At 68.9% G+C, this 23,380-nt stretch carries 21 protein-coding genes; 10 read left to right on the top strand and 11 right to left on the bottom strand.

Annotated features, from left to right (window positions below; genetic code table 11):
• Positions 1–93: 93 nt before the first annotated feature.
• Genes ON39_RS16550 through ON39_RS51155 form a run of 3 tightly spaced genes read right to left on the bottom strand, consistent with a single transcriptional unit; the run spans position 94 to position 1,935 of the window.
• Entirely contained in the window at positions 94–789 is a 696-nt protein-coding gene (locus tag ON39_RS16550) for a TVP38/TMEM64 family protein (protein ID WP_083894499.1), read from the bottom strand.
• The gene (locus tag ON39_RS16545; RefSeq protein WP_040735087.1) at positions 786–1,178 is read right to left on the bottom strand and encodes a VOC family protein; all 393 of its coding nucleotides are present in this window, start codon (positions 1,176–1,178) and stop codon (positions 786–788) included. Before ON39_RS16545 ends, ON39_RS16550 begins: the two co-directional genes overlap by 4 nt.
• Positions 1,159–1,935: an arsenate reductase/protein-tyrosine-phosphatase family protein gene (locus ON39_RS51155; protein WP_040735104.1), complete on the bottom strand. Its 777-nt coding sequence runs from the start codon at positions 1,933–1,935 to the stop codon at positions 1,159–1,161. The genes ON39_RS16545 and ON39_RS51155 overlap by 20 nt, the downstream gene beginning before the upstream one ends.
• A gap of 81 nt (positions 1,936–2,016) precedes the next feature.
• Between ON39_RS51155 and ON39_RS16535 the strand changes: the two genes are divergently transcribed.
• Positions 2,017–3,279: an APC family permease gene (locus ON39_RS16535; protein WP_040735103.1), complete on the top strand. Its 1,263-nt coding sequence runs from the start codon at positions 2,017–2,019 to the stop codon at positions 3,277–3,279.
• Here the strand turns inward: ON39_RS16535 and ON39_RS16530 are convergent.
• The 3 genes from ON39_RS16530 to abc-f form a co-directional block, all read right to left on the bottom strand.
• The gene (locus tag ON39_RS16530) at positions 3,276–4,331 is read right to left on the bottom strand and encodes a chitinase (protein ID WP_083894498.1); all 1,056 of its coding nucleotides are present in this window, start codon (positions 4,329–4,331) and stop codon (positions 3,276–3,278) included. The two genes, ON39_RS16535 and ON39_RS16530, sit on opposite strands and share 4 nt — an antisense overlap.
• A 78-nt stretch (positions 4,332–4,409) precedes the next feature.
• Positions 4,410–5,735: an erythromycin esterase family protein gene (locus ON39_RS16525; RefSeq protein ID WP_051186717.1), complete on the bottom strand. Its 1,326-nt coding sequence runs from the start codon at positions 5,733–5,735 to the stop codon at positions 4,410–4,412.
• 47 nt (positions 5,736–5,782) lie between these two features.
• Positions 5,783–7,390, bottom strand: coding sequence for a ribosomal protection-like ABC-F family protein (gene abc-f / locus ON39_RS16520; RefSeq protein ID WP_040735085.1), 1,608 nt, complete (start codon positions 7,388–7,390; stop codon positions 5,783–5,785).
• A 154-nt stretch (positions 7,391–7,544) separates the two neighbouring features.
• Here abc-f and ON39_RS16515 point away from each other — a divergent pair, with 154 nt between their 5' ends.
• Positions 7,545–8,189, top strand: a complete 645-nt coding sequence (locus ON39_RS16515) for a TetR/AcrR family transcriptional regulator (RefSeq protein WP_040735084.1) — start codon at positions 7,545–7,547, stop codon at positions 8,187–8,189.
• Positions 8,190–8,216: 27 nt separating this feature from the next.
• Here ON39_RS16515 and ON39_RS16510 read toward each other — a convergent pair whose 3' ends face one another.
• The 5 genes from ON39_RS16510 to ON39_RS16480 all read right to left on the bottom strand — a co-directional run bounded on the left by ON39_RS16510 (position 8,217) and on the right by ON39_RS16480 (position 15,694).
• Complete coding sequence (locus ON39_RS16510) at positions 8,217–9,437, bottom strand: FAD-dependent oxidoreductase (RefSeq protein ID WP_051186716.1); 1,221 nt, start codon at positions 9,435–9,437, stop codon at positions 8,217–8,219.
• A gap of 60 nt (positions 9,438–9,497) precedes the next feature.
• Positions 9,498–10,121: a TetR/AcrR family transcriptional regulator gene (locus tag ON39_RS16505; protein WP_040735082.1), complete on the bottom strand. Its 624-nt coding sequence runs from the start codon at positions 10,119–10,121 to the stop codon at positions 9,498–9,500.
• Between the two features lie 191 nt (positions 10,122–10,312).
• Positions 10,313–13,669 (bottom strand): FHA domain-containing protein, encoded by a 3,357-nt coding sequence (locus ON39_RS50600; protein WP_246002633.1) that lies wholly within the window; start codon positions 13,667–13,669, stop codon positions 10,313–10,315.
• A gap of 35 nt (positions 13,670–13,704) precedes the next feature.
• The gene (locus ON39_RS16485) at positions 13,705–14,148 is read right to left on the bottom strand and encodes a hypothetical protein (protein WP_040735077.1); all 444 of its coding nucleotides are present in this window, start codon (positions 14,146–14,148) and stop codon (positions 13,705–13,707) included.
• Positions 14,149–14,152: 4 nt separating this feature from the next.
• Positions 14,153–15,694 carry a hypothetical protein gene (locus ON39_RS16480; protein ID WP_051186714.1) on the bottom strand — a complete coding sequence of 514 codons (1,542 nt, stop codon included), beginning with the start codon at positions 15,692–15,694 and terminating at the stop codon, positions 14,153–14,155.
• Between the two features lie 136 nt (positions 15,695–15,830).
• Between ON39_RS16480 and ON39_RS16475 the strand changes: the two genes are divergently transcribed.
• The 8 genes from ON39_RS16475 to ON39_RS16440 form a co-directional block, all read left to right on the top strand.
• A complete protein-coding gene (locus ON39_RS16475) occupies positions 15,831–16,241 on the top strand; it encodes an Rv3143 family two-component system response regulator (protein ID WP_040735076.1) in 411 nt (136 codons plus the stop codon).
• A gap of 542 nt (positions 16,242–16,783) precedes the next feature.
• Positions 16,784–17,152, top strand: a complete 369-nt coding sequence (locus tag ON39_RS16470; RefSeq protein ID WP_373283695.1) for an NADH-quinone oxidoreductase subunit A — start codon at positions 16,784–16,786, stop codon at positions 17,150–17,152.
• A gap of 50 nt (positions 17,153–17,202) precedes the next feature.
• A complete protein-coding gene (locus tag ON39_RS16465) occupies positions 17,203–17,757 on the top strand; it encodes a NuoB/complex I 20 kDa subunit family protein (RefSeq protein ID WP_040735073.1) in 555 nt (184 codons plus the stop codon).
• Positions 17,754–18,533, top strand: coding sequence for an NADH-quinone oxidoreductase subunit C (locus ON39_RS16460; RefSeq protein WP_174412533.1), 780 nt, complete (start codon positions 17,754–17,756; stop codon positions 18,531–18,533). The genes ON39_RS16465 and ON39_RS16460 overlap by 4 nt, the downstream gene beginning before the upstream one ends.
• Entirely contained in the window at positions 18,533–19,822 is a 1,290-nt protein-coding gene (gene nuoD / locus ON39_RS16455) for an NADH dehydrogenase (quinone) subunit D (RefSeq protein ID WP_040735072.1), read from the top strand. The genes ON39_RS16460 and nuoD overlap by 1 nt, the downstream gene beginning before the upstream one ends.
• A gap of 154 nt (positions 19,823–19,976) precedes the next feature.
• Positions 19,977–20,741 (top strand): NADH-quinone oxidoreductase subunit NuoE, encoded by a 765-nt coding sequence (nuoE, locus tag ON39_RS16450; protein ID WP_040735071.1) that lies wholly within the window; start codon positions 19,977–19,979, stop codon positions 20,739–20,741.
• Positions 20,738–22,117, top strand: coding sequence for an NADH-quinone oxidoreductase subunit NuoF (gene nuoF, locus ON39_RS16445; protein WP_040735070.1), 1,380 nt, complete (start codon positions 20,738–20,740; stop codon positions 22,115–22,117). The genes nuoE and nuoF overlap by 4 nt, the downstream gene beginning before the upstream one ends.
• A gap of 7 nt (positions 22,118–22,124) precedes the next feature.
• The coding region (locus ON39_RS16440; protein ID WP_157195482.1) for an NADH-quinone oxidoreductase subunit G at positions 22,125–23,380 on the top strand (1,256 nt) is incomplete at its 3' end.

The following is a 23,380-nucleotide window of genomic DNA, read 5'->3' as shown; positions in this document are numbered from 1 at the left end:
CGCACTGGCCTACGCCGTGCGCGCCGGGCTTCGCCGCCGTCATCGGCGTCCCTAACACTTCTCGGAATCGCTGAAGGGCCACAGCGGATTCCGTCAACGGCCGGCGGGCTCGGCTTCCACCGCGATCGGCGTATCGAGTTTGGCATCGATGACCAGACCGATCACGCCGACGACGAGGAAGACGCCGGAAACGATGAGCGCGGCGAAATCGATTCCGCCCGTGAGCGCGTCGCCGAGCAGGACCGTGCAGACGGTGCCCGGCAGCAGCCCCACGACGGTGGCCACGCCGTAGGGCAGCAGCCGCACCGAGGAGAGCGCCGCGCAGTAGTTCACGATGGCGAACGGAATGGAGACCACGAGCCGCAGCGACCCGACCGCGAGCCAGCCACGGTGTTCCAGTCGGCGGTCGATGGCGCGGATCGAGGGGTGCGTGAGACGGGCCGCCACGCGGTCACGCCCGAGAGCGCGCACCACCAGCAGCGCGAGGACGGCACTGGCGGTGGCCGCGGTGAGGGCCAGGCCCACGCCCAGCACGGGCCCGAACAGCAGCCCGGCGCTGAGGGTGAACACGACCCGGGGTATCGGCGTGACCGTGGCCACGATGTGGATGCCCAGGAACATCAGCGGCGCGAACGGGCCGGCGAGGTCGGTCCAGGCCCGTAGCTGCTCGGTGGTGGGCTGCGGGATCAGCGCGGCGGCGACGAGCACCATCGCGCACGTCGCCAGCAGGGTACGCCATCTCCACAGGAACTCGAGGGCCGCGTGCAGCCCCGCGGGCCGCGGCGTCATCGGGCGGCGGGCTGGAAGAGCTCCACGACGTTGCCCGCCGGGTCCAGCAGTAGGATCTGTTGTCCGCCAGGGCCTTCGACGATGTCGTTGCGGAAGTTCACTCCGGCGGCCCGCAGCTTCTCGACCTCGGCGGCGATGTCGTCGACGATGAGGTGGATGCGGTTCCAGCCGCCCGGCTGGGGTGTGACGCCGTCGGGCATGGGGCGACCGGCGGAACTCTTCGGCCCGGCCAGCAGCAGCCGCAGGGGTCCTCGGCTGACCGACGCGAAGGCCGGGGCGGCGTCGAGGTCGACGGTGAAGCCGAGGTGGGCGGTGTAGAAGCCGATGGCGGCCGCTACGTCGTCGACGATGTAGCGGACGCTGGCCTGTTCAGTTGCGGTGTTCGGCATGATCGGTACTCCTCATCGATGCGGGCGTGAGCTGGTTGAGCAGGAAATGGATACGGGTGTCGAGTTCGGCTGCGACACGGCGGAATTCGGGGTAGCTGGCCTGGTCGGTGGCGGCGGCGCCCGCCGGGTCGGGCAGGCTCCAGTGCGCGAGGGTGGCCGCTCCGTGGTCGCGCTGGACCTCACGGACCTTGTCGCACAACGTGATCACGTAGTCGAAGCGGCGGCCGGCGACGGCGGACAGCGGCGTGGTCGGGTGACCGTCGAGGTCGATGTCGTAGTGCTCGCGCATGACCCGCACCGCGTTGCGATGCAGCGCGGGCTTGGGATGGCTTCCGGCGCTGGCCACTTCGACGCGCCCGCCGGTGCGGTGACGCAGCAGACCCTCCGCCATCGGTGAGCGGGCGCTGTTACCGGTGCACAGGAACAGCACGGCGGCGCTCGCGGGCGCGGGCGTCGCGGCGGCCGGGGCCAGACCGGGATGGAGCGCCACGGCGGCCTCGGCGAAGGCCGTGCCGCAGCGGGTCAGGTCGAGATGGTAGTAGCTGTCGCGGCCGTCGAAACTGCTGCGCCGCATGGTGATCAGCCCGGCCGAGCGCAGCAGCCGCAGATGGTAGGAGACCAGATTCTGTGGCTCGCCGACCGCCGTGGTCAGCTCCCGCACCCGCAGATCGCCTGCGGCGAGTTCGGTCAGCAGCGCCCAGCGCAAGGGGTGCGCCGCCATCCGCATCAGCTGCGGAACCTCGATTCGGTCGACCATGCACCGAAGATACATCAAACTGGTTTGATGTACTAGGGTTCGATACTGCCCGCCCGATTAGAAGTGGCACGAGGAGAATTCATGGTCGAGTCCGACAACGCGCCGACAAAGGCGGGCGAGCTGCGTCGGCGGCTCGGGCCGACCGACGCCGTGGTGATCGGGCTGGGGGCGATGATCGGGGCGGGTATCTTCGCCGCGCTCGCGCCCGCGGCGCGCGCGGCGGGTTCCGGGCTGCTCATCGGGCTCGCGGTGGCCGGCGTGGTCGCCTATTGCAACGCGACCTCCTCGGCGCGACTGGCCGCGCGGTATCCCGCCTCGGGCGGCACGTATGTGTATGGGCGCCAACGCCTCGGCGCGTTCTGGGGCTACCTCGCGGGGTGGGCCTTCATCGTCGGCAAGACCGCCTCGTGCGCGGCGATGGCACTGACCGTCGGCGCCTACCTGTGGCCGGCGCACGCGCACGCCGTCGCGGCCGCCTCGGTGGTCGGGGTGACGGCGGTGAACTACATCGGGGTACAGAAATCGGCGTGGTCGACTCGCGCGATCGTCGCGGTAGTGCTCGCGGTGCTGGCCGCGGTGGCGGTGGCCGCCTTCACCTCGGGGCACGTCGAAATGGGCTGGCTCGCACCAGGTTCGGACGCGACCTTCGCCGGATCGTTGCAGGCGGCGGGCCTGCTGTTCTTCGCGTTCGCCGGCTACGCGCGCATCGCGACCCTCGGCGAGGAGGTGCGTGATCCGGCGCGCACGATCCCGCGCGCCATACCGCTCGCCCTGGGCATCACGTTGCTCGTCTACGCGGTCTTGGCCGTGGCCGCGTTGACCGTGCTCGGCCCGCAGCGGCTGGCCGCGGCGAGCGCGCCGTTGGCGGAGCTGGCCCGCGCGTCCGGAGCCGAGTGGTTGACGCCGGTGGTGCGGGTAGGCGCGGCCGTCGCGGCGCTGGGTTCGCTGCTGGCCCTGGTCCTCGGGGTGTCACGGACGACCCTGGCCATGGCGCGCGACCGGCACCTGCCGAAGGCGCTGGCCGCGGTCCATCCGCGCTTCGCGGTGCCGCACCGGGCCGAGATCGCCGTCGGCGTCGTGGTGACCGTCGCCGCCGCGACCGCCGACCTGCGTGCGGTGATCGGCTTCTCGTCGTTCGGCGTCCTGCTCTACTACGCCGTCGCCAACGCGGCGGCTTGGACACTCACCCCGGACGAAGGCCGACCGCCCAGACCGATCCCCCTGATCGGACTGAGCGGCTGCCTACTGCTGGCCTTCACTGTGCCACTGAACTCGGTGCTCGCCGGGGTCGCGGTGGTAGGCCTCGGTGTGCTGATCTACGCCGCGCGCGCAGTTCTCCGTTAGCCGTTGGCGCTTCGGCGGCCCTGAAGAGATTTGACGTTGTCGCCGAAGGTCCAGGCGCGGGAGCCGTCCCAGTTGATCGACCAGGTCATCAGGCCCTTCAACGGGTTGCCCGAGCCGCTGCCGTAGTGGTTCCAGGCCTGGGCGACCAGGTTCGGGGGCATGTAGCCGCCGCCCGCGCCGGGCTGGGCGGGCAGACCGGGGACCTGCTTGTCGTAGGGGACCGTGATCGTGGTGCCCTGGATATTGAGTCCCTTTGCCAGGCAGTCGGTTTGGGCGACGAAGCCCTGGACGGTGCCGGCCTGGTAGGAGTCGCCCGCGCAGCCGTACATGCTGCCGTTGTAGTACTGCATGTTCAGCCACCACAGGCGGCCGTTGTCGGCGTACTTCTTGATGATCGGCAGGTAGGCGCCCCAGATCGAGCCGTAGGTGACGCTGCCGCCGGTGACGTAGGCGGTCTCCGGGGCCATGGTCAGGCCGAAGCCCGCCGGCATCTGGGCGAGCACGCCGTCGATGATGCGAATCAGGTTGGACTGGGAGCTCGACAGCGTTTTGATGCTGCCGCTGCCGACGAGGCCGGTCTCGATATCTATGTCGATGCCGTCGAAGTTGTACTGCTTCAGGATCGGCACGATGGTCGCGATGAAGCGGTCCGCGACGGCGCTGGAGTTGAGGTCGATACCCGCCGCCGCGCCGCCGATGGACAGCAGGATGGTCGCGCCGGCCGCCTTGGCCTGGCACATCTCCGCCGGGGTCGCGACCTTCACGGTCGAGTCCATCCCGTCCTCCCAGCGCGCCGTCCCGTTCGACTCGATCACCGGGAACGCCGCGTTGATGACGTTGTGACCGTGCGCGGCGATGCGGGAGTCGGTGATCGGAATCCACCCCATCCCCGGGTGCACACCGTTGGACGCACCGTCCCAGTTCTCCCAATAGCCTTGCAGCACTTTACCGCTCGGCCGCGGCTTGGTCGGACAGGTGACGCCGCTCGCCCCCGCGGACGCCGTCGGCGCGACCGCGACCATCACGGTGCCGATCACCGCCAGCACAGCCATGACATATCGAAGCAGTAATAGGCGAGGACCCACGCCCTGTGCGGTATTCATAACCAAGTAGAACCACACCCCGAATGATCAACTCCAATGGCGACAACTGGGGACAGCGACGTCATCGAACACCGTGGAGTTCGCGGTGTTCAGCATGGCGTCGAAGGCGGTGAGAACGGGGACGTGGAGGTAGGCGCTCTGTAGCCGGGTGCGGCCGGGACCGGCGGTGACTTCGCGGCGGGCACGGCGAAGATCGGCCAGACCGAGCCCGAAATCCGCGTCGCTGAAGGAAGATTCGATGCTTCCGGGTTCGGGCCGCCGCAGGGGCGTGGGTGCGACGGTGAAGCCGAAGGGCGCGTTCTCGTCGGGGCGCATATCCGCGGTCTGTCCCTCGGTGCTGGTCAGGCCGAGGGCGAAGTAGTCGTCACCCAGGGCGCGGTGCAGGTAGTGGCCCATGGGAAATCTGGTCAGGCGCCCGTCGAAGGAGACCGGCTCCTTCTGGATGTGCGCGTTGTGGGCCATCAGGACCATGCGCGTTCCGGGTGCACAGCGTGCCAGATGCCACAGGACCGAGCCGGCCATGTAGCTGTCGCGGGCCGAAGTGTCTGCGGCGAGCCCTGTTCCGGCGAAGAGGTCGGCCATGGCGCGGAAGCCGTAATCGGCGTCGGCCGCGGCCTCGAGGTGGCGGCGCGCGAGGTCGTAGGCGCGCTGATCGCCGCGGGACACGTACAGCGATTCGACGGCCCGGAAGCGGATGAGCAGGCGTGCCAGGATCGCGCTCAGCGCGTCCTGATCGGCGGCCGGAAGGCGAGTCCACGCCGGCGCGGCCGAGGCCGCGGAGGCCCCGGCGAAGGAAGCGGCGATCCGCGTCGCCGTCTCCACCACCGGCAGCATCTGCGGATCGACCTCACGCAGGTAGTCCGCGACCGGCGCCAGCGCGGGGAGCAGCGACCCGCCCGCCGCCGGGACATCGATACCGGCGAAACGCACCGGAGTGGCCGCCGTGGCGTTGTGCCGGCGAATCCAGCGCAACGGCTCGCCGACGCCCACCGGGATCGTGCCGGCCAGGTGGGCCGCCAGCTCGTCATCGGCGCCCGCGCCCTGCGCCCAGGCGTCGAGGGGGAAGCCCTCGCTGAAGCCGTACTCGAAGGCGAGGACGGTGAAGCCGCAGCGTTCGACCAGGAAGCGCAGGAGGCGCTGCCGCATCCGCGCGAATTCGCTGATGAAATGGGAGTTTTCGCCGATCGCGACGACGCGGGCCCCGCCGATGATCTCGCGCAGCGGCTCCAGGTCATCGAGCGGGTCGTTCGGGTCGAGATGGGCCAGTGGTACGGCATGGTCGCGAAGCCAGCCGGTGCGGGCGTGTGTCGGGTGCGGCACGGTGGGTGCGGTGCGCGGGGGCTGTCTGGGCATGCTAAATCCGCTCTGTCGGTACGTGTTCGAGTGGTCGATGACCGGAATCAGGCTGAGGTCAAGGCGCGCAGGTCGAGGCGGGCGCCGCGCCAGCGTTCCCGGAGTCGGCGATCGTGGCTGACCACGATCAGAGCGCCGCGATAGTCGGCTAGGGCGGCCTCCAAATCCTCGACGAGTCCGGGTGAGAGGTGGTTGGTGGGCTCGTCCAGGAGCAGTAGCTCCGAGGGTTCGCTGACCAGTCGTGCCAGTTCGAGCCGCTGCCGCTGGCCGGTGGACAGATGCTCCACCCGGTGCGTGAGCTGGCCGCGGGTGAACAGGCCCAGGGACAGCAGGCGTTCGGTGTGCTCGTCGGGCTGCCGCGGACGGCCCTCGGCGAACGCGGACAGCAAGGTCTGACCGGGTGCGGCGGGACGCGGTTCCTGAGCGAGGTAACCGGCACGGCCACGCCGGATCACCGTGCCGCGGTCGGGCGTGAGCTCGCCCGCCAGGACCCGTAACAGCGTGGACTTGCCCGCGCCGTTCGGGCCGGTGATCAGCAGCCGCTCGCCCGCCGACACCCGCACGCTCGTCGGTGACAACCTGCCCGCCACCGCGACCTCGGTGGCCTCCAGCACGACGCCCCGCGCGCGCCCCGCCGAGGGAATCGCCTTGAACCGCAACGGTTCCGGCGGTGGCGGCACCGGATCGGCCAGCAGCCGCCGCAGACGTTCCTCGGCGTTGCGGACCCGGCCCGCCAGCGACTGCTGCACGCGGCCGCCCGCCCGGTCGTAGGCCATCTTGTTGTTGTCCTTCATCGCGCGCCCCGGCGCCACCCGTCGTGCGGTGGTGGCGATGGTGTTGCGCAGCTGGTCGGCCTCGCTCTGCCAGCGCAGATGGGCCTGCGCCCAACGCTGTTGCGCCGCAACGCGTTCGGCGAGGTAGCCGCGGTATCCGTTGCCGTAGCGCACGACCCGTCGACGGTCGGCATCCACCTCGAGCAGCGTGGTCGCCACCCGCTCGAGGAAGGTGCGGTCGTGGGAGACGGTCACCGTGGTGCCGGGCCGGGTCCGAAGATGGTCCTCGAGCCAGGTCAGGGCGTCGTCGTCGAGATGGTTGGTCGGCTCGTCCAGCAGCAGCACCTCGGGTGCCGCGGCGAGCAGGGCCGCCAAGCGCAGGCGGACCTGTTCCCCGCCGGACAGTGCGCCGGCCGTTCGATCACGCGGAACCAATCCCAGCCCGAGTCCGTGCAGGGCTCGCTCCACCCGGGCATCGGCATCGTAGCCGCCGCGCAGCTCGAAAGCCGTTGCCAGTTCGGCGTATTCGTCGAGGTGGGACTCGTCGCCGGTGGACATCTCCCGTTCGAGACGGCGCATCCGTTCCTCGATCCGGCGCAGCTCGTGCAGCGACCGGTCGATGATCTGCTGGACGCTCAGGTGCGCGGGGAGCCGCTCGTCCTGGGCCAGATAGCCGACGCCGCCCTCGGCGTGCACGATGAGTTCGCCCTCGTCGGGCTGCTCGCATCCGGCGAACAGGCGCAGCAGCGTGCTCTTGCCGGACCCGTTCTCGCCGATGATGCCGGTGCGTTCACCCGCGCCGAGCGAGCAGGTGACCGCATCGAGAACCGTGCGGCCGTTGTAGGACTTGCCGACCGCGAGCGCGGTGATCTGCGTGGGCACGAATTACCTCCGAAGCATTCGACGACGACACGGTCAGGGGCGACCGCAGAGCCTGGTGAACACTTCGAATGAGCATTGGCGACCTCACTAGTGCGACAAACGTTGCGTTAGGATCATTACACATCATGTCCCGCCGAGCAACCGGATAGCTTCCTTGACCCCTGTCACAGAGACCGCCGCCCCGCCGCGGCCCAGGCCGGGCGGCCGCACCGCCCGCATTCGCGCTCAGGTCCTCGCGGCCGTCGAGGCGGAACTGACCGAGCACGGTTACGACGCGCTGACCGTCGATACGGTCGCCGCCCGCGCCGGTGTGCACCGCACCACCGTGTATCGCCGCTGGCGCGATGTCGGCGGCCTGATCGCCGACGTCTTCGCCGCCGCAAGCGATTTGGATTGGCATCCACCCGACACCGGTGCGCTGCGCGGTGATCTCACCGCGTTGAACCGCGAGATCCAGGATTCGCTCACCGAGAAATCCTCGATCGCGATGGCGCTGATCGCGGTGTCCTTCCGTTCGGAAGACGCGGCGCGAGCGCTACGGCAACTGTGGGAGGAGCGCTATACGCAATGCGAGATCGTCGTGCGGCGCGCGATCGAGCGCGGAGAGGTTCCGGCCGACACCGATACGCGCGCAGTGCTTGTCGCGGCTACGGCGCCGGTGTACCACCGGTTGGTGCTGTTGCGCACCCCGGCAGACGCCGGACTTCCGGAGCGGACGGCCGCGGCCGCGGCACTGGCCGCGCAGGGCGGCGCTTTCCGGTCGACGGAAGCCGAGAGCGATCCGGCAGACGGCCCATAGTCGCTCTCATCGGCACTGGTCAAACGATCATGAGGAGCTGACGGCGGCACCGCCCGAGAAGCGTCCGCCACTCGTTCCCTCTCGGGTCCGGGCGGAGCGGCCTCGGGCCGCGGCTACGGCCGCTTCGGCGGCGAGTACACCGCTGTTGATGGCGATCTCGCCGCGCATTCCCGGTGCGGCAACCATGTCTCCGGCCAGGAAGATTCCGTTGCCGCGAGCGATGGCGGGACGGTCGCGCCAGGTGTGGCCGGGCAGGTCGAGGGCGCCGGTCCGGCCTTTCGCGGTGGCCGTGCGTTCGAAGGTGGTGCGGTCGGCTCGTTCTGGAATCGCTTGGTCGGCAAGCCGGCTCAGCCGTTGCTGGGCCTGTTTCGGCGATTCGCCCGCCCGCACCGGCATCTGCAATTGATACAGCGATTCACCCGGCGGTGCGATGGCATCGTCCTGCATCGTGTAGGACTCGTGGAAACCGGCCTCGTCCAGGTCGAACACGAGTACCCGATCAGCACGGGACGCGCGCACCGCGACGTCGAGCAGTACCGCGTAGCCGGATTCGCCGCGCAGTGTGTCCTCGCCCAGCAGCTTGCGGGCGGCGGCCAGCTCGGTGGCCACGATCACGGGCCCATCTTCGGGCAGGGCGTCCACTCGGGAAGCGGTCGACACCGTGACGCCGAGATCGACTGCGCGCGCGGCCATCCGGTCGATCACCCGTTGCCAGCCGCCGCGCACCCAGCGGACCGCGGGCACCCGCGGGCCGAAGACGCGTTGGAACAACTCCCAGACGAACACGGCCGACAATCGACCGGTGTCGGCGTCGTAGGTGACGGCGCTGATCATGTTCGCGATCTGTTCGGCGGCTCGCGGCCCGAATGTGCTGGTGGCCCAACTGCGGAAGTCCTGATCCACCGGCGGCCGCAGCCGCGCGTTCGCCATCGCTCGCAGCACCCCCGCGGGCGGCGTTCGCCGCATCCGTCCGTCGGCGCGGAAGGCCAGTTTCCCTGCCGCCGTGGGTGCGGGCCAGCCGAGACCCGCCACGAAGCCGCGCTGCTTCAGCCAGGTGTAGTGCGGCCCGTCGGCGTAGAAGACGTGCGCACCTTCATGCGCGACATAGGGTTCGGCGGTGGCCCGGCCGCGACCACCGAGCGTGTGGTGGGCTTCGTGCAGCTGCACCGGGACACCCGCCTCGGCGCAGGCGATGGCCGCGGTGAGACCTGCTATTCCACCGCCTACCACGGTGATTCGAGTATTCATCGGAATCTGTCCTCCTGATCGACGGGTGTGGTCGGGCCGGTACGGCATGCGAGCTACGGTTCAGTCGAGGCGCGCGAGGATCAGCTCGGCGGCCGAGCGCAGGTAGCGGTCGGCGTCGAGGCCGGCCGGGTGCGCACCGTCGAAGGCATCGCTGATCAACCAGAAGTGCGCGACGGCGCCGACCAGAACAGCTGCGGTGTCGTGCCAATCCTGCTGCGCGCGTTCGGGTCCGGCGAGTTCGGCGAGCGCCCGGGTGACCACGCTCATCACCATGTCGTACTCCACCCTGCGGAAGACGTCGAGCAGCTCGGCGGGCACGGTGTTGTCGCGCAACAGAATTCGATTCACGTCCCGGTCGTGTTCCAGCCGATCGAGGCCGATCCGGCACAGCGCGGTGAGCTGGGCGAGCCGGTCGGGCCCGGCCTCGGCCAGCAGGGGCGCGATCGAGAACCCGGGTTCGAGAAACATCGCCCAGTCGCCGCGGTCGGCCAGTCGCCATTCGACCGCGGTGACGAGAAGCTCGTCCTTCGAACGGAAGTGCCGATAGAGGGCCCCCGATCCGCCGGACAGTCCGGCCGCCTTCTCGATCTGCGCCACCGACGTCGCCGCGAAGCCCTGCACGCCGAACAGGCGCAATGCTTCGCTCATGATGTGCTCGCGAGTGGTCTGCGGCTGGGAACTCATCGCACCTTTCGAGGTAAGTAAGTGGTTACTTACGTCGATTCAACGTCGAGAAGGCGGGTTCCGCAAGGGATGTGGGTCAGCTCACCTCGGTCCGAGCGGATGCGCTCGGGCAGACTGGGCTACGTCCCTGCGTGTGGAGGGCGATGTCGTGATCAAGGGGGTGTGGCGCGACCCCCTGACCACGAACGCGTCTAGAGCTGGCCGTGTTGGGAGTCGAAAGTCACGGTGCGGCCGCCTAATTGGACCTGGGCGCCGGGGGCCAGCTTGATCGGGTGGCCGGGGATGGCGCGGGTCCATTCCTGGTGGCCCGGTTGGCGGATGTGGGTGCCGTTGGTGGAGCCGCCGTCGATGACGGTGACGTCCCAGTCGACCAGCCGAATCTCGGCGTGCGCGCGCGACATTCCGCCGGAGGCGTCCTCGAGGCGGACCGGGCGCGCGCCACGGGCGACGGCCTCCGCGTGCTCGGGCTCGCGGCCGAGCACGCAGTCGTTGTCGAGGACGAACGAGGTCCCGTCGTCGAGCAGCAACAGGCCCAGCGGAGGGCGAACACCGTCGGTGAGCACACACGTCAACTGGTCCATGCGGATACCGCACACCGCGCAGAACGACACCCGGGGATCGTTGAGATGGTCACGCGCGCACTTGAATCCCTTGACCACCACCCCCGGCCCTGCCGACTCGAGGACGGTCGGGGTGTCGGCGACCCGCCCGACCGCGCCGCCCGGAACGAGGGTCTCCTCGAAATCGACGTTGCGGTAAGGATTGTCGGTCACCCCGTGCCCACCGGATGGATGGTGCGCAACGTCAGGCTGTTCGCCGCTGCGAGGCTGCACGGGACCGGTGGGCTTGCGCAGCTGCGGCGTCGGCCGCTCGGCCGAATCCTCGGCCGGCCACTCGCCCTGCGCCGGGTAGGACTGAAGCGGTCGCGGTGGTGTCACCTCCACGCGCGGTGGCGCCACGTTCATGGGTTGCGATATTTCGCCCGCGCCTCGAGCATTCGCGGGGTCGGTCCAGCGCTGGCCCGGGGGCGCCGCGTTCTCCAGCGGCGAATCACCTTCCGCCCGAGGAGTGTTGGTGAAACCCGACCGATCCCGGCGCGGCAAGGGCGGCCTCGCCGGCGGCGGAGCACCTTCGGACTGTTCGGCATTCGCGGTGCGCTGATCGCGTTGCGGAAGAGCGATGCTGGGCGGCGTCGTCCCCAGCGGCGAGTGTTCGCCCACCGCATGCTCGAAATCCTCCAGCCCCGCACCACCGGCGATGCGAGGGATGTCCGCCGACTCGGTCGCGAGTTCTCCCGGTATGCCCGGATAACTGCCTGGTCCATCCCCCGTCAGCCCGGACTCCGCAGCCGGCTCACGCGATATCGGCGACGTGCTGTAGTTCTCCGTCGCCTCCTCGGAAAACCCGTCTGACTTAAGCAGATTCGGCATTCCGTACGACTCCGCCGTCACCCTCGCCTCACCGAAATGAGAACCCTCGCGGGCATAGTCGGAATCGGCTAGGTGCTGACGTTCGAACTCCTCACGCGACCCCACCTCGTCGCGCCCTTCGGACTCCCCGCGCATCCCAGGCTCACTATGCGGCTCGACGCGCCGCTGCGGTCCCAACCCACCCCGCGGCTCAGGCAAACGTCCCAGCTCAGGCGCGCCATGCCCCTCGGCCGCACCCTGGTCCTCAGGCCCATGCCAAGCATCGAACCCCGCCTGCACTTCAGCAGCGCGCTCGGCATCGACTCCACGCTGGACGCCTGCCTTCGAGTCACCTTCAGACCCGACCCCCAGATCAGCCCCACGCTCAGCATCGAACGCGGCCTGGACGCCGGCCTGCGAGTGTGCGCCGAACCCCGCCTCGCCCTCCGCCTGAACATCGATCCCTCGCTGGGCATCCCGCGCCGCAGCACCGAACCCACTCTGTGCCGGGAAGTCATGCCGAGCATCATCGCCCGCGTCGGCCCCGTGCTCAGCATCGAACACGTGTTGGGCGTCGAACTGCGGACGCACCGCCGAGTGCGCTTCCGCCTCATCCCCCGCCTCGACGTCCGTCCATGAGAAGGACGCCGGCCCTCGCTGAGCCGCACGCTCACCTTCGGCATCCCCTGCGCCATCAGGATCGAACCGGGGCAGTTCAGCAGAACCCCGCTGGGCGTCAGACCCGCTCTGCGCCAACGATTCACGCTGAACCTCAGCCTCCGCATGGGCACCGGACAAACGTTCAGCGTCGAACCCGAGCGACGCATCGAGCCCACGCCCAGCATCGACCTCAGGATCAGCCGCCGACGGCCGACCGGCCTCAGCCCCCGCCGACGGATGAGCCGCCAACCCTCGCCGATTCTCAGCCCTGCGACGGCCTCTCGGTTTCGGCTGGGCATCAATACCTGATCGCGCCTCGACGTCCCGCTCCCGCGAGTCCGCGGCCTGAATATCGGACTCGCGTTCGACACCGAACTCCGTCTGGGCGTCCGATTCCGGATGAGCCGTCAGCCCCCGCTCGATGCCGGCTGCCGGTTCGGCATCGGGGCCGCGCTCAGCGTCGAACGCTCGCTCGGCGTCGATCCGTGAAACCGCAAGCGTCCCATCCGCTTCGGCGCCCGGCGCGGCGTCCGCCGTCGAGCGACCCGCGAATCCCGTCCGCGCCTCGAGCCCGGCCGGGACGCCAGCCGCATGGTGCGCATCGAACTGTGGTTGGGCATCAGAACCCAGCCCGGCATCGAACCCCGATCGCGCCTCGCCATCCAGCTCTCGGGAGTCGGCGACCTGGGCATCGGATCCGCGCCCGATATCGAACGCTCGTTGAGCGTCGAACCGCGGGGCCGCAGGCTGATCATCCACCTCAGCGCCCGGCTCGGCCGCAGATTCTTGCCGACCCGCCGACTCACGGTGAGCCCCGGAATCCGAAGCCTCGGACGCAGCTTCGAGCCCGCGCCCTGACTGAGCTTCCGATTCGGTCCGCGCTACGGCCCTGTGCTGCGCCGACTCTCGGTGCGCGCCGGAACCCGACCGAGCCTCGGACTCGAGTGCAGCCGCAAAACTGGTCGGGGCGTTGAGTTCTGAACGCCCCGCCGCCGCATCGAACCACAGCACCGCCCCGGCCCCGGGCGCGGTACCCTCCCCCAACGCGAAAACTCCACGCGCAGGCAGCGTCTCGACCTCGCGCCCCACCTCGTCCACGAACAACCCGACCCCCACCTCCGGCGCGGGCGTCACCACCCGGTCGACGGTGAACCCGGCCTCCCGCCCCCGCAGGATCTCCGACCGCTCCGCCCCGTCCAACACCGCCGTCACCCCGCCGTGCAAAAACACGGCGACACCGCCGTCCCCCGGCGTGATCACCCCGAATTCGACGTCGTATTCATCCCCGTTGTCCAACCCCATCAACCAGTTAGTGGCCAATCGGGCGACCGTGCGTCCACGCCGCCGCGGCTCCCCCGAGCCCGCCTGCCCGACGATCTCGAGCAACGCCGTCATCGCCCGCGCCGCAACGGAATCCGCGGTCACCACACCACCGGCGCGGTGGGCGACCACCACGACCACACCCCCGGCGCCGGCCACCAGGTGACCTCCGGGAAGAACCTCTATCTGCCTACTCACACGAACCTGCCACCCTGAAATCGCCACCTATGGAACACGACCCGCATCGGCCCGTTCACGATGAGCCAGAATACGATCCAGGTGACGACGAACTGGATCAGGAACGCGGTCGCCGAGGGACGCAGCGACTCGGGCAGCACGACGGTCGTGTACCGGACGAGCACCCACATGAGCGCCCCCTCGTTGACCATCGTCAGGAAGCCGAACAGCGTCGGCCAATCCTTTTCCCACCGGAACTGCTGCAAAAAATGGTAGAGCAACTCCCACAGCACCCCGACGAGAACCGTGGCGAGCAGGATCGACAACGTCACCCGATAGGACTGCCCGAGACTCAGCGACCCGGTCGGCAGCACCGGCGTGATGATCAGCGCGACGAGGAATCCGATCACGCCCAGGGCGAGGACACGGGTCTGGACGCGCCCGTTCAAAGTAGGAACCATCAGCTCAAATCTTCTTGTTCATCATCCATGACCACCACTGGCTCGTCGAACGCAGCGGACCCATCCGACGGCAGAACCCGAGCGCCGCGAGGTCGTCGGCGATCTCCTGCGCGGCGATCTGCAAACCCAGGAACGTGTCCACCCCCACGAACGGCCCGCCGAGGGTCGCGCTGCCGGAGGCGTAGATGCGCCCGGTGCCGCTGCGCGTGCCGATCAACTCGAAGGTGGTGTCGACGTCGAGGCGCCCCACCGGGTTTCGGCCTGCGCCGACGTGGTCGAGCAGGTCGGCCAGCAGGCGGTGCTCGCGGATGTCGGCCTCGAGCCCGGTGCAGTCGATGATGTAGTCGACCGTGGTGTCGAACGGCTGTGTCGGCGGCGGAGTAGGCAGCTCGGCGGTGGTGTCGGGAATGATCGTGGCGACCACGCCTTGTCGCCCCTCGGCGGGCCGCGGCGCGCGCATGGTCCCGGCCATCACCTGATACCAGCCTTGTTTGCGCCCGCGCCGCAGCTGCTCCTGCCACGAGGACCGGATCGGCGTGTTGGTGCCGGAGATCTCCTTGTACGCCGCCGCGCGCTGTTCACCCTGCAGGGTGCGGATCTTCTGCTTGAGCTGCCCGCCCCACACCGACTTCGGATAGTTGAACCCCTGATACGCCCAGCCGTGCGAACCCTTGCGCCGGTTGAACACATTCCTGCCGTGCGATCTCGCGACATATGTACGGAACAGGTGCAGGATCTGCGTGTCGAGCCGCAGCTTGTCCCGATCGTCGATGAGCCGCTGCAACACCCGGCTGGCCACCACCCCGCTGCCGCGGATCAGCACCGTGCCCGGCCTGCGCTGCAACGCCTGATAGACGTGCTCGTGCGGCTCATAGGCGTTCACCACCCGCGTCGGGTCGCGATGCCGCTCGCGATACTCCTGCAGATCCGGCAGCAGCTTCAACCCCGGATAACCCACGGCCACATGCACATACGTGCTGCGGAACGCCACCCGCTTGGTCGGCGTCGACCCCGCGGCCGGGGTGAGGATGGTGAAATACCCGCCGCCGTGGCGTTTGCGCACCATGCGAACCTGCCCGCGATGCAACGAGCTCGCGTAGTCGACGCGATGGAACTCGCGCTCCATCCCGGCGAACGCCTGCCCGGCCCGCGGCGTGTAGTAGTTCGCGAAGATCGGCTCCACGAAGACGTTCCACAGCGGCCTGATCGACTTGTCCGCGATCGCCTCGCGCACCGCGTACGAGGGGAAGCCCCACATATTGTCCGGCTCCGACGCCGAATCGCTGCGCAGTCGCTCCCCGCGCGGAATCTGCGACACCCGGGTCAGATACTCATACGACGACCACGGATGTTCCTGCGGCCCCAGCACCGCCATCGACCGCGCGGGCACCCCGTAGATCCGCAGCGTGTCATAGGTGACGAACGAGCCGATCCCGCTGCCGATCGTCACGAACGGCACATCGATCACCGGAATCCCGGCACTGTCCAGCATGTCATCGGTCCACACGTCGGTCTCGACGAGCAGATCGGTCAGATCGCCCCGCATTTCGGGGACTCTACCGGCCGATTCTTACGGACAACTTGCGATGTTCCTTCGGCCGCAAGCCTTCCCGGGGCGACGCGCGGGACCGATCTGGCCCAACCTGCCACGGACGAGACCCTCGCGGACGTAGCATTCGCCTGTGGCCGACTCGACTCGTACCACCCCGCTGCGGGTACTCGTGTACAGCAACGACGCCGATACCCGGCGCCAGGTGATCCTGGCCCTGGGCAAGCGCCCGCACCCCGAACTACCCGAACTCGACTATCTCGAGGTGGCCACCGGCCCCGTGGTGATCGAGCGCATGGACGCGGGCGGCATCGACCTCGTCATCCTCGACGGTGAGTCCGCCCCGACCGGCGGCATGGGCATCGCCAAGCAACTCAAGGACGAGATCGACCAGTGCCCACCGGTGCTCGTGCTCACCGGTCGCCCGGATGACGCGTGGTTGGCCAAGTGGTCGCGCGCGGAGGCGGCGGTCCCGCATCCGATCGATCCGATTCGGCTCACCGAGGCCGTCGTCGGGTTGCTGCGTAACCGCCCGGCCGCCTGAACAATCCCCGCGACTTATGCAGACCGTGCATTAATTGGTCCATCTCGAGCCGCCGTCGACGCCTCTTGGCGATTCGGGCAAACCGCCCGCGGTCCGGCGGGACGATAGCCGCGAACTAGCTACCGCATGCCCCGCCCCGGGACCGGCTCGCGCCGGAACGACCGGACCCGGAGCCCTCGAAAACCCCTGCGGAAACACTGTTTTCGCAGGACAGACTGACCGGTCAACCAACGTCACGTGACAACGCCGCGGATTACCCCCGTTTCAGTCATAAATCGGCGTCGCGAATTAGATCAAACGCAGCGACCAAACCTGCGGCACTAAGAGCGATCAGTTGTAGGCTGTGCCGTAGCTCACAGCAGCGCGGGTGCCAGCCCTTACCCGCGTCGAGCAAGGCCATGGGGCGTGTCTGGCCGAGGCGGACAACGACGTCAGCCCGCCTCGGAAGCTGCTGTCCGGCAACGGGCGACCCACCCGCAGGCTCCAGCTCGCAAGGAGGGGCTCGCGCAGATCAAAGGGAGAGCGCAGTCGTGAATATCGAGATGCCCACTCTGGTACTAGGCGCGATCGCCGCGGCCTTCGCGGTGTTCTCCGTCGTCATGGCGGCCCTGGTCGGGCCGAAGCGCGACAACCGAGCCAAGCTCGAGGCGTACGAATGCGGTATCGAACCGACCCCGCACGCCATCGCGGGCGGCCCGGGAAATGTGACGGGCCAACGCTTTCCGGTGAAGTACTACCTCACCGCCATGCTGTTCATCATCTTCGACATCGAGATCGTGTTCCTCTACCCGTGGGCAGTGCACTTCGATGCGCTCGGTCTCTTCGGTCTCGCCGCGATGGCGCTGTTCATCTTCAACGTCTCCGTGGCCTACGCCTACGAATGGCGACGCGGTGGCCTCAGCTGGGAGTGATTGCCGCGCAACGTGTTCGGGCGACGAGTGGAAGTGAAGGTTAGTCGGATATGGGGTTAGAGGAAAAACTGCCCAGTGGCTTTCTGCTGAGCACGGTCGAGGACTTCGCCGGGTATCTGCGCAAGGGCTCGCTGTGGCCTGCCACCTTCGGCCTGGCCTGCTGCGCCATCGAGATGATGGCCACCGGCGCGGGCCGTTTCGACATCGCGCGCTTCGGCATGGAGGCCTTCCGCGCCTCGCCGAGGCAGGCCGATCTGATGATCGTCGCGGGCCGGGTCAGCAACAAGATGGCGCCGGTGCTGCGTCAGGTCTACGACCAGATGACCGAGCCGAAATGGGTGCTCGCCATGGGCGTCTGCGCGTCCTCCGGCGGCATGTTCAACAACTACGCCATCGTCCAGGGCGTCGACCACGTGGTGCCGGTCGACATCTACCTGCCCGGCTGCCCGCCGCGCCCGGAGATGCTGCTGAACGCGATCTTGGCCCTGCACGCCAAGATTCAGGAGATGCCGCTCGGCGTCAATCGCGAGGAGGCCGTCCGGGCCGCCGAGGCGGCGGCGCTCGCCTCGACCCCGACCATCCGCATGGAGGGTCTGCTGCGATGACATTCGACTCCACCGACAACAACAACACCGCCACCGCGCACGACGAGATCGACGCGGCCGCGACGGCAGGTCCCGAGGGCACGCTGCCGAGCGAGGACGATCCGCAGGCGGCGGGCGCCGAGGTGATCGGCGTGCGCAAGGGCATGTTCGGTGTCACCGGATCCGGCGACACCTCCGGCTACGGCGGCCTGGTCCGCCCGGTCAGCCTGCCCGGCAGCACGCCCGCGCCCTACGGCGGCTACTTCGATGAGGTCGTCGCCGCGCTGCGCACCGCGGTCGCCGCCGCGGGCACCCGGCTCGAGACCGTGCTGGAGAAGATCGTCGTGTTCCGCGGCGAACTCACTTTGCACGTCAAGCGCGAGCATCTGGTGGCCGTCGCGCGGGCGTTGCGCGACGATCCCGCACTGCGTTTCGAGCTGTCCCTCGGCGTCAGCGGCGTGCACTACCCCGAGGACACGGGACGCGAACTGCACGCGGTGTACCCGCTGATGTCCATCACGCACAATCGCCGCCTGCGCGTGGAGGTGTCCGCGCCCGACGCCGACCCGCACATTCCGTCGCTGTACGAGGTGTACCCGACCACCGACTGGCACGAGCGCGAGACCTACGACTTCTTCGGCATCGTCTTCGACGGGCACCCCTCGCTCACCCGAATCCTGATGCCCGACGACTGGCACGGTCACCCGCAACGCAAGGACTACCCGCTCGGCGGGATCCCGGTCGAGTACAAGGGCGCGCGCATACCGCCGCCCGACGAGCGGAGGGCTTACAACTAATGGAACCCACGGTTGTCACCGTCGCCGGGCAGGATTGGGAAGAGGTCTCCGACTCCCTGCGCGGTGCCGGCGAGGAACGCATCGTCGTCAATATGGGCCCCCAGCACCCGTCTACGCACGGCGTGCTGCGGCTCATCCTCGAGATCGAGGGCGAGACCGTCACCGAGGCGCGCTGCGGCATCGGCTACCTGCACACCGGCATCGAGAAGAACCTGGAATTCCGCAACTGGACCCAGGGCGTCACCTTCGTGACCCGGATGGACTACCTCTCACCGTTCTTCAACGAGACGGCGTACTGCCTCGGCGTGGAGAAGCTGCTCGACATCACCGACGCGATTCCCGAGCGGGTCAACATCATTCGCGTCATGCTCATGGAGCTCAACCGCATCTCCTCGCACCTGGTCGCGCTGGCCACCGGCGGCATGGAGCTCGGCGCGCTCACCCCGATGCTGTTCGGCTTCCGCGAACGCGAGCTGATCCTCGACGTGTTCGAGACCATCACCGGCCTGCGGATGAACCACGCCTACATCCGGCCCGGCGGCCTGGCCCAGGACCTGCCCGACGACGGCGTCACCAAGGTCCGCGAGCTGCTCGAGCTGATGCCGAAACGGCTGCGCGACATGGAGCAGCTCCTCACCTCGAACCCGATCTGGAAGGCCCGCACCCAGAACATCGGCTACCTGAACCTGCAGGGCTGCATGGCCCTCGGGGTCACCGGCCCGGTGCTGCGCGCCACCGGCCTGCCGCACGATCTGCGCAAGGCCCAGCCGTACTGCGGCTACGAGAACTACGAATTCGACATCCCGACCACCACCGGCGGCGACTGCTACGGCCGCTACGTGATCCGGGTGGAGGAGATGAAGGAGTCGCTCAAGATCGTCGAGCAGTGCCTGGACAAGCTGCGCCCCGGCCCGGTGATGGTCGACGACAAGAAGATCGCCTGGCCCGCCGACCTGCAGCTCGGCCCCGACGGACTCGGCAACTCCCCCAAGCACATCGGCAAGATCATGGGCACCTCCATGGAGGGGCTCATCCACCACTTCAAGCTGGTCACCGAGGGCATCCGGGTGCCGGCCGGGCAGGTGTACACGGCCGTGGAGTCCCCGCGCGGCGAGCTCGGCGTGCACATGGTCAGCGACGGCGGCACCCGGCCGTTCCGGGTGCACTACCGCGACCCCTCGTTCACCAATCTGCAAGCGGTGGCGGCGACCTGCGAGGGCGGCATGGTCGCCGACGTGATCGCCTCGGTCGCCAGCATCGACCCCGTGATGGGCGGGGTGGACCGATGAGCGAGCGAATCTTGGTGCGGCACAGCGAGTTCGCGATACACATCGGCGCTGCGCCCACGATGGACACCGGCGCTGTGCCCAGGACAAGCACCCATGCCGTGCCCATGACAAGCGCCAGCGCTGTGCGCGTGACCCACACCGGCGAGGAGCAGTCATGACCGTCGATCGGATATCCGCGGACACCGGCACCGCGATCCTCCTGAAGCTCACCACCCGGCCCGAGCCGTACGAGCCGTCCGTCCGCGAGCGGCTCGCGCTGGACGCCAAGGAGATCATCGGCCGCTACCCCGAGCCGCGCTCGGCGCTGCTGCCGCTGCTGCACCTGGTGCAGTCCGAGGAGGGCTGCGTCACCGCCACCGGCATCGAGTTCTGCGCCGACCAGCTCGGCCTCACCGGCGCCGAGGTCACCGCCGTCGCCACGTTCTACTCGATGTACCGGCGCACGCCGACCGGCGATTACCACGTCGGCGTGTGCACCAACACGCTGTGCGCGGTGATGGGCGGCGACGCGATCCTCGCCGAACTCGAGCGACATCTCGGCATCGGCCACGGCGACACCACCGAGGACGGGGCGATCACTCTCGAGCACGTCGAGTGCAACGCGGCGTGCGACTTCGCGCCGGTGGTCATGGTCAACTGGGAGTTCTTCGACAACCAGACGCCGGAATCGGCTCGCGCACTGGTGGATTCGCTGCGTGCGGGACAACAGGTGACGCCGACGCGCGGCGCGCCGCTGTGCACGTTCAAACAGACCGCGCGCATCCTGGCCGGCTTCCCCGACGAGCGCCCCGGCGTGCTCGACGGCGCGGCGGGCAAGGCCACCCTGGCCGGGCTCGAGGTCGCGCGCGAACACGGCATGACCGCGCCCTCGGTGACCGACAGCGCTGCCCCGCAACAGAATTCGGAGGCCGCACAGTGACGCTGACCCCCGTGCTCACCCGGTACTGGGACGACCCGCAGTCCTGGACCATGGACACCTACCGCCGCCACGACGGCTACCGGGCCCTGCGCAAGGCGCTGACGATGGACCCCGACCAGGTGATCCAGACCGTCAAGGACGCGGGCCTGCGCGGCCGCGGCGGCGCAGGCTTCCCGACCGGTATGAAGTGGAGCTTCATCCCGCAGGGCACCGGTGCCGACGGCGTGACCAAGCCGCACTACATGGTGGTCAACGCCGACGAGTCCGAACCCGGTACGTGCAAAGACATTCCACTCATGCTGTCGAGCCCGCACGCGCTGATCGAGGGCATCGTCATCGGCTCCTACGCCATCCGCGCCGCGCACGCGTTCATCTACGTGCGCGGCGAGGTGGTGCCGGTGCTGCGCCGGCTGCAGGCCGCGGTCGCGCAGGCCTACGAGGCGGGGTTCCTCGGCCGCGACATCCTCGGCTCGGGCTACGACCTCGAACTGATCGTGCACGCCGGAGCCGGCGCCTACATCTGCGGCGAGGAGACCGCCCTGCTCGACTCGCTCGAGGGACGCCGCGGCCAGCCGCGACTGCGCCCGCCGTTCCCCGCCGTCGCCGGCCTCTACGCCTGCCCGACCGTGGTGAACAATGTGGAGTCCATCGCGAGCGTGCCGCCGATCATCCTCAACGGCACCGCGTGGTTCCGCTCGATGGGCAGCGAGAAGTCACCCGGCTTCACGCTGTACTCGCTGTCGGGCCATGTACGACGGCCGGGCCAGTACGAGGCGCCGCTCGGCGTCACCCTGCGGGAACTGCTCGGCTACGCGGGCGGCGTGCGCGCGGGGCACACGGTGAAGTTCTGGACGCCAGGCGGCTCGTCCACCCCGCTGTTCACCGACGCCCACCTGGACGTGCCGCTCGACTACGAGGGCGTCGCCTCCGCCGGTTCCATGTTGGGCACCAAGGCCTTACAGATCTTCGACGACACCACCTGCGTGGTGCGCGCCGTGCTGCGCTGGACCGAGTTCTACATGCACGAATCCTGCGGCAAGTGCACCCCGTGCCGCGAAGGCACCTACTGGCTGGTTCAGCTGCTGCAACGGATCGAGTCGGGCCGCGGCACCGAATCGGACCTGGACAAGCTGCTCGACATCAGCGACACCATCAACGGCAAGTCGTTCTGCGCGCTCGGCGACGGCGCGGCCAGCCCGATCATCTCCTCGCTGAAGTACTTCCGCGACGAGTACATCGAGCATGTCACCGCCGGTGGCTGCCCGTTCGATCCGGCGCTGTCCACCGCGTGGGCGAACGGTGTTGGGGGCGAGTCGCATTCGCGTTCATTGGCAACGCAGGATACGGAAGGAGTGCTCGATGACGGCCTCGCGTAGCGATTCGATGAGGGATGGCGGTCGGGCGAAGGGTGGGTCTGCCGCTGTGAACTCCGAGGTAGCTCCCGCCGACATGGTCTCCGTCACCATCGACGACACCACCGTCAGCGTCCCCGCGGGCACGCTGGTGATCCGCGCGGCCGAGCTGATCGGCATCCAGGTCCCGCGCTTCTGCGACCACCCGCTGCTCGACCCGGTCGGCGCCTGCCGCCAGTGCATCGTCGAGGTGGAGGGCCAGCGCAAGCCGGTCGCGTCGTGCACCATGACCGTCACCGACGGCATGGTGGTGCGCACCCAGCTCACCTCGCCGGTCGCCGACAAGGCGCAGGAGGGTGTGATGGAGCTGCTGCTCATCAACCACCCCCTCGACTGCCCGGTCTGCGACAAGGGCGGCGAGTGCCCGCTGCAGAACCAGGCCATGTCCACCGGTCGCGCCGAGACCCGCTTCGAGGGCGAGAAACGCACCTACCCCAAGCCGATTCCGCTGTCCACCGCGGTGCTGCTGGATCGGGAACGCTGCGTGCTGTGCGCGCGCTGCACCCGCTTCTCCCAGCAGGTCGCCGGCGATCCGTTCATCGAACTGCTGGAACGCGGTGCGCTGCAACAGGTCGGCACCGCGCAGGCCGAGCCGCTGGACTCGTACTTCTCCGGCAATACCGTGCAGATCTGTCCGGTCGGCGCGCTCACCGGCACCAGCTATAGGTTCCGTGCTCGCCCGTTCGACCTGGTGTCGAGCCCGAACGTCTGCGAGCACTGCGCCTCCGGCTGCGCCCAGCGCACCGATCACCGCCGCGGCAAGGTGCTGCGCCGGCTGGCCGGGGATGACCCGCAGGTCAACGAGGAATGGAACTGCGACAAGGGTCGCTGGGCCTTCGCCTACGCCACCGAGCGCGACCGGCTCACCACGCCGCTGGTGCGCGGCTGGGACGGCAACCTCGCGCCCGCGTCCTGGTCCGAGGCGCTCGCCGCCGCCGCCGAGGGTCTGGCCGCCGCGCTCGGCAGCGCGGGCGTGCTGGTGGGCGGCCGCGTCACCGAGGAGGACGCCTACGCCTACGCCAAGTTCGCACGAATCGCGTTGGGCACCAACGACATCGACTTCCGGGCCAGGGTGCACTCGGCCGAGGAGGCCGACTTCCTCGCCGCGCGCGTAGCCGGTCAGGGCATGTCGGTCAGCTACGAGCACCTGGAGTCCGCGCCGATCGTGCTGCTCGTCGGGTTCGAGCCCGAAGAAGAGTCGCCGATCGTCTACCTGCGCCTGCGCAA

This window comes from Nocardia tenerifensis NBRC 101015 (assembly GCF_000308715.1).
Taxonomy (GTDB): domain Bacteria; phylum Actinomycetota; class Actinomycetes; order Mycobacteriales; family Mycobacteriaceae; genus Nocardia; species Nocardia tenerifensis.
This window is presented reverse-complemented; position numbering and strand designations above follow the sequence as displayed.

Coding starts and splice junctions, on each gene's coding strand:
- nuoD (WP_040735072.1), top strand. CDS start 18,533: ATGGAACCCACGGTTGTCACCGTCGCCGGGCAGGATTGGGAAGAGGTC.
- ON39_RS16535 (WP_040735103.1), top strand. CDS start 2,017: ATGGTCGAGTCCGACAACGCGCCGACAAAGGCGGGCGAGCTGCGTCGG.
- ON39_RS16480 (WP_051186714.1), bottom strand. CDS start 15,694: ATGCGGGGCGATCTGACCGATCTGCTCGTCGAGACCGACGTGTGGACC.
- ON39_RS16465 (WP_040735073.1), top strand. CDS start 17,203: ATGGGGTTAGAGGAAAAACTGCCCAGTGGCTTTCTGCTGAGCACGGTC.
- nuoE (WP_040735071.1), top strand. CDS start 19,977: ATGACCGTCGATCGGATATCCGCGGACACCGGCACCGCGATCCTCCTG.
- ON39_RS16485 (WP_040735077.1), bottom strand. CDS start 14,148: ATGGTTCCTACTTTGAACGGGCGCGTCCAGACCCGTGTCCTCGCCCTG.
- ON39_RS16460 (WP_174412533.1), top strand. CDS start 17,754: ATGACATTCGACTCCACCGACAACAACAACACCGCCACCGCGCACGAC.
- ON39_RS16550 (WP_083894499.1), bottom strand. CDS start 789: ATGACGCCGCGGCCCGCGGGGCTGCACGCGGCCCTCGAGTTCCTGTGG.
- ON39_RS51155 (WP_040735104.1), bottom strand. CDS start 1,935: ATGGTCGACCGAATCGAGGTTCCGCAGCTGATGCGGATGGCGGCGCAC.
- ON39_RS16505 (WP_040735082.1), bottom strand. CDS start 10,121: ATGAGTTCCCAGCCGCAGACCACTCGCGAGCACATCATGAGCGAAGCA.
- ON39_RS16470 (WP_373283695.1), top strand. CDS start 16,784: ATGCCCACTCTGGTACTAGGCGCGATCGCCGCGGCCTTCGCGGTGTTC.
- ON39_RS16530 (WP_083894498.1), bottom strand. CDS start 4,331: ATGGCTGTGCTGGCGGTGATCGGCACCGTGATGGTCGCGGTCGCGCCG.
- ON39_RS16510 (WP_051186716.1), bottom strand. CDS start 9,437: ATGAATACTCGAATCACCGTGGTAGGCGGTGGAATAGCAGGTCTCACC.
- ON39_RS16545 (WP_040735087.1), bottom strand. CDS start 1,178: ATGCCGAACACCGCAACTGAACAGGCCAGCGTCCGCTACATCGTCGAC.
- ON39_RS16525 (WP_051186717.1), bottom strand. CDS start 5,735: ATGCCCAGACAGCCCCCGCGCACCGCACCCACCGTGCCGCACCCGACA.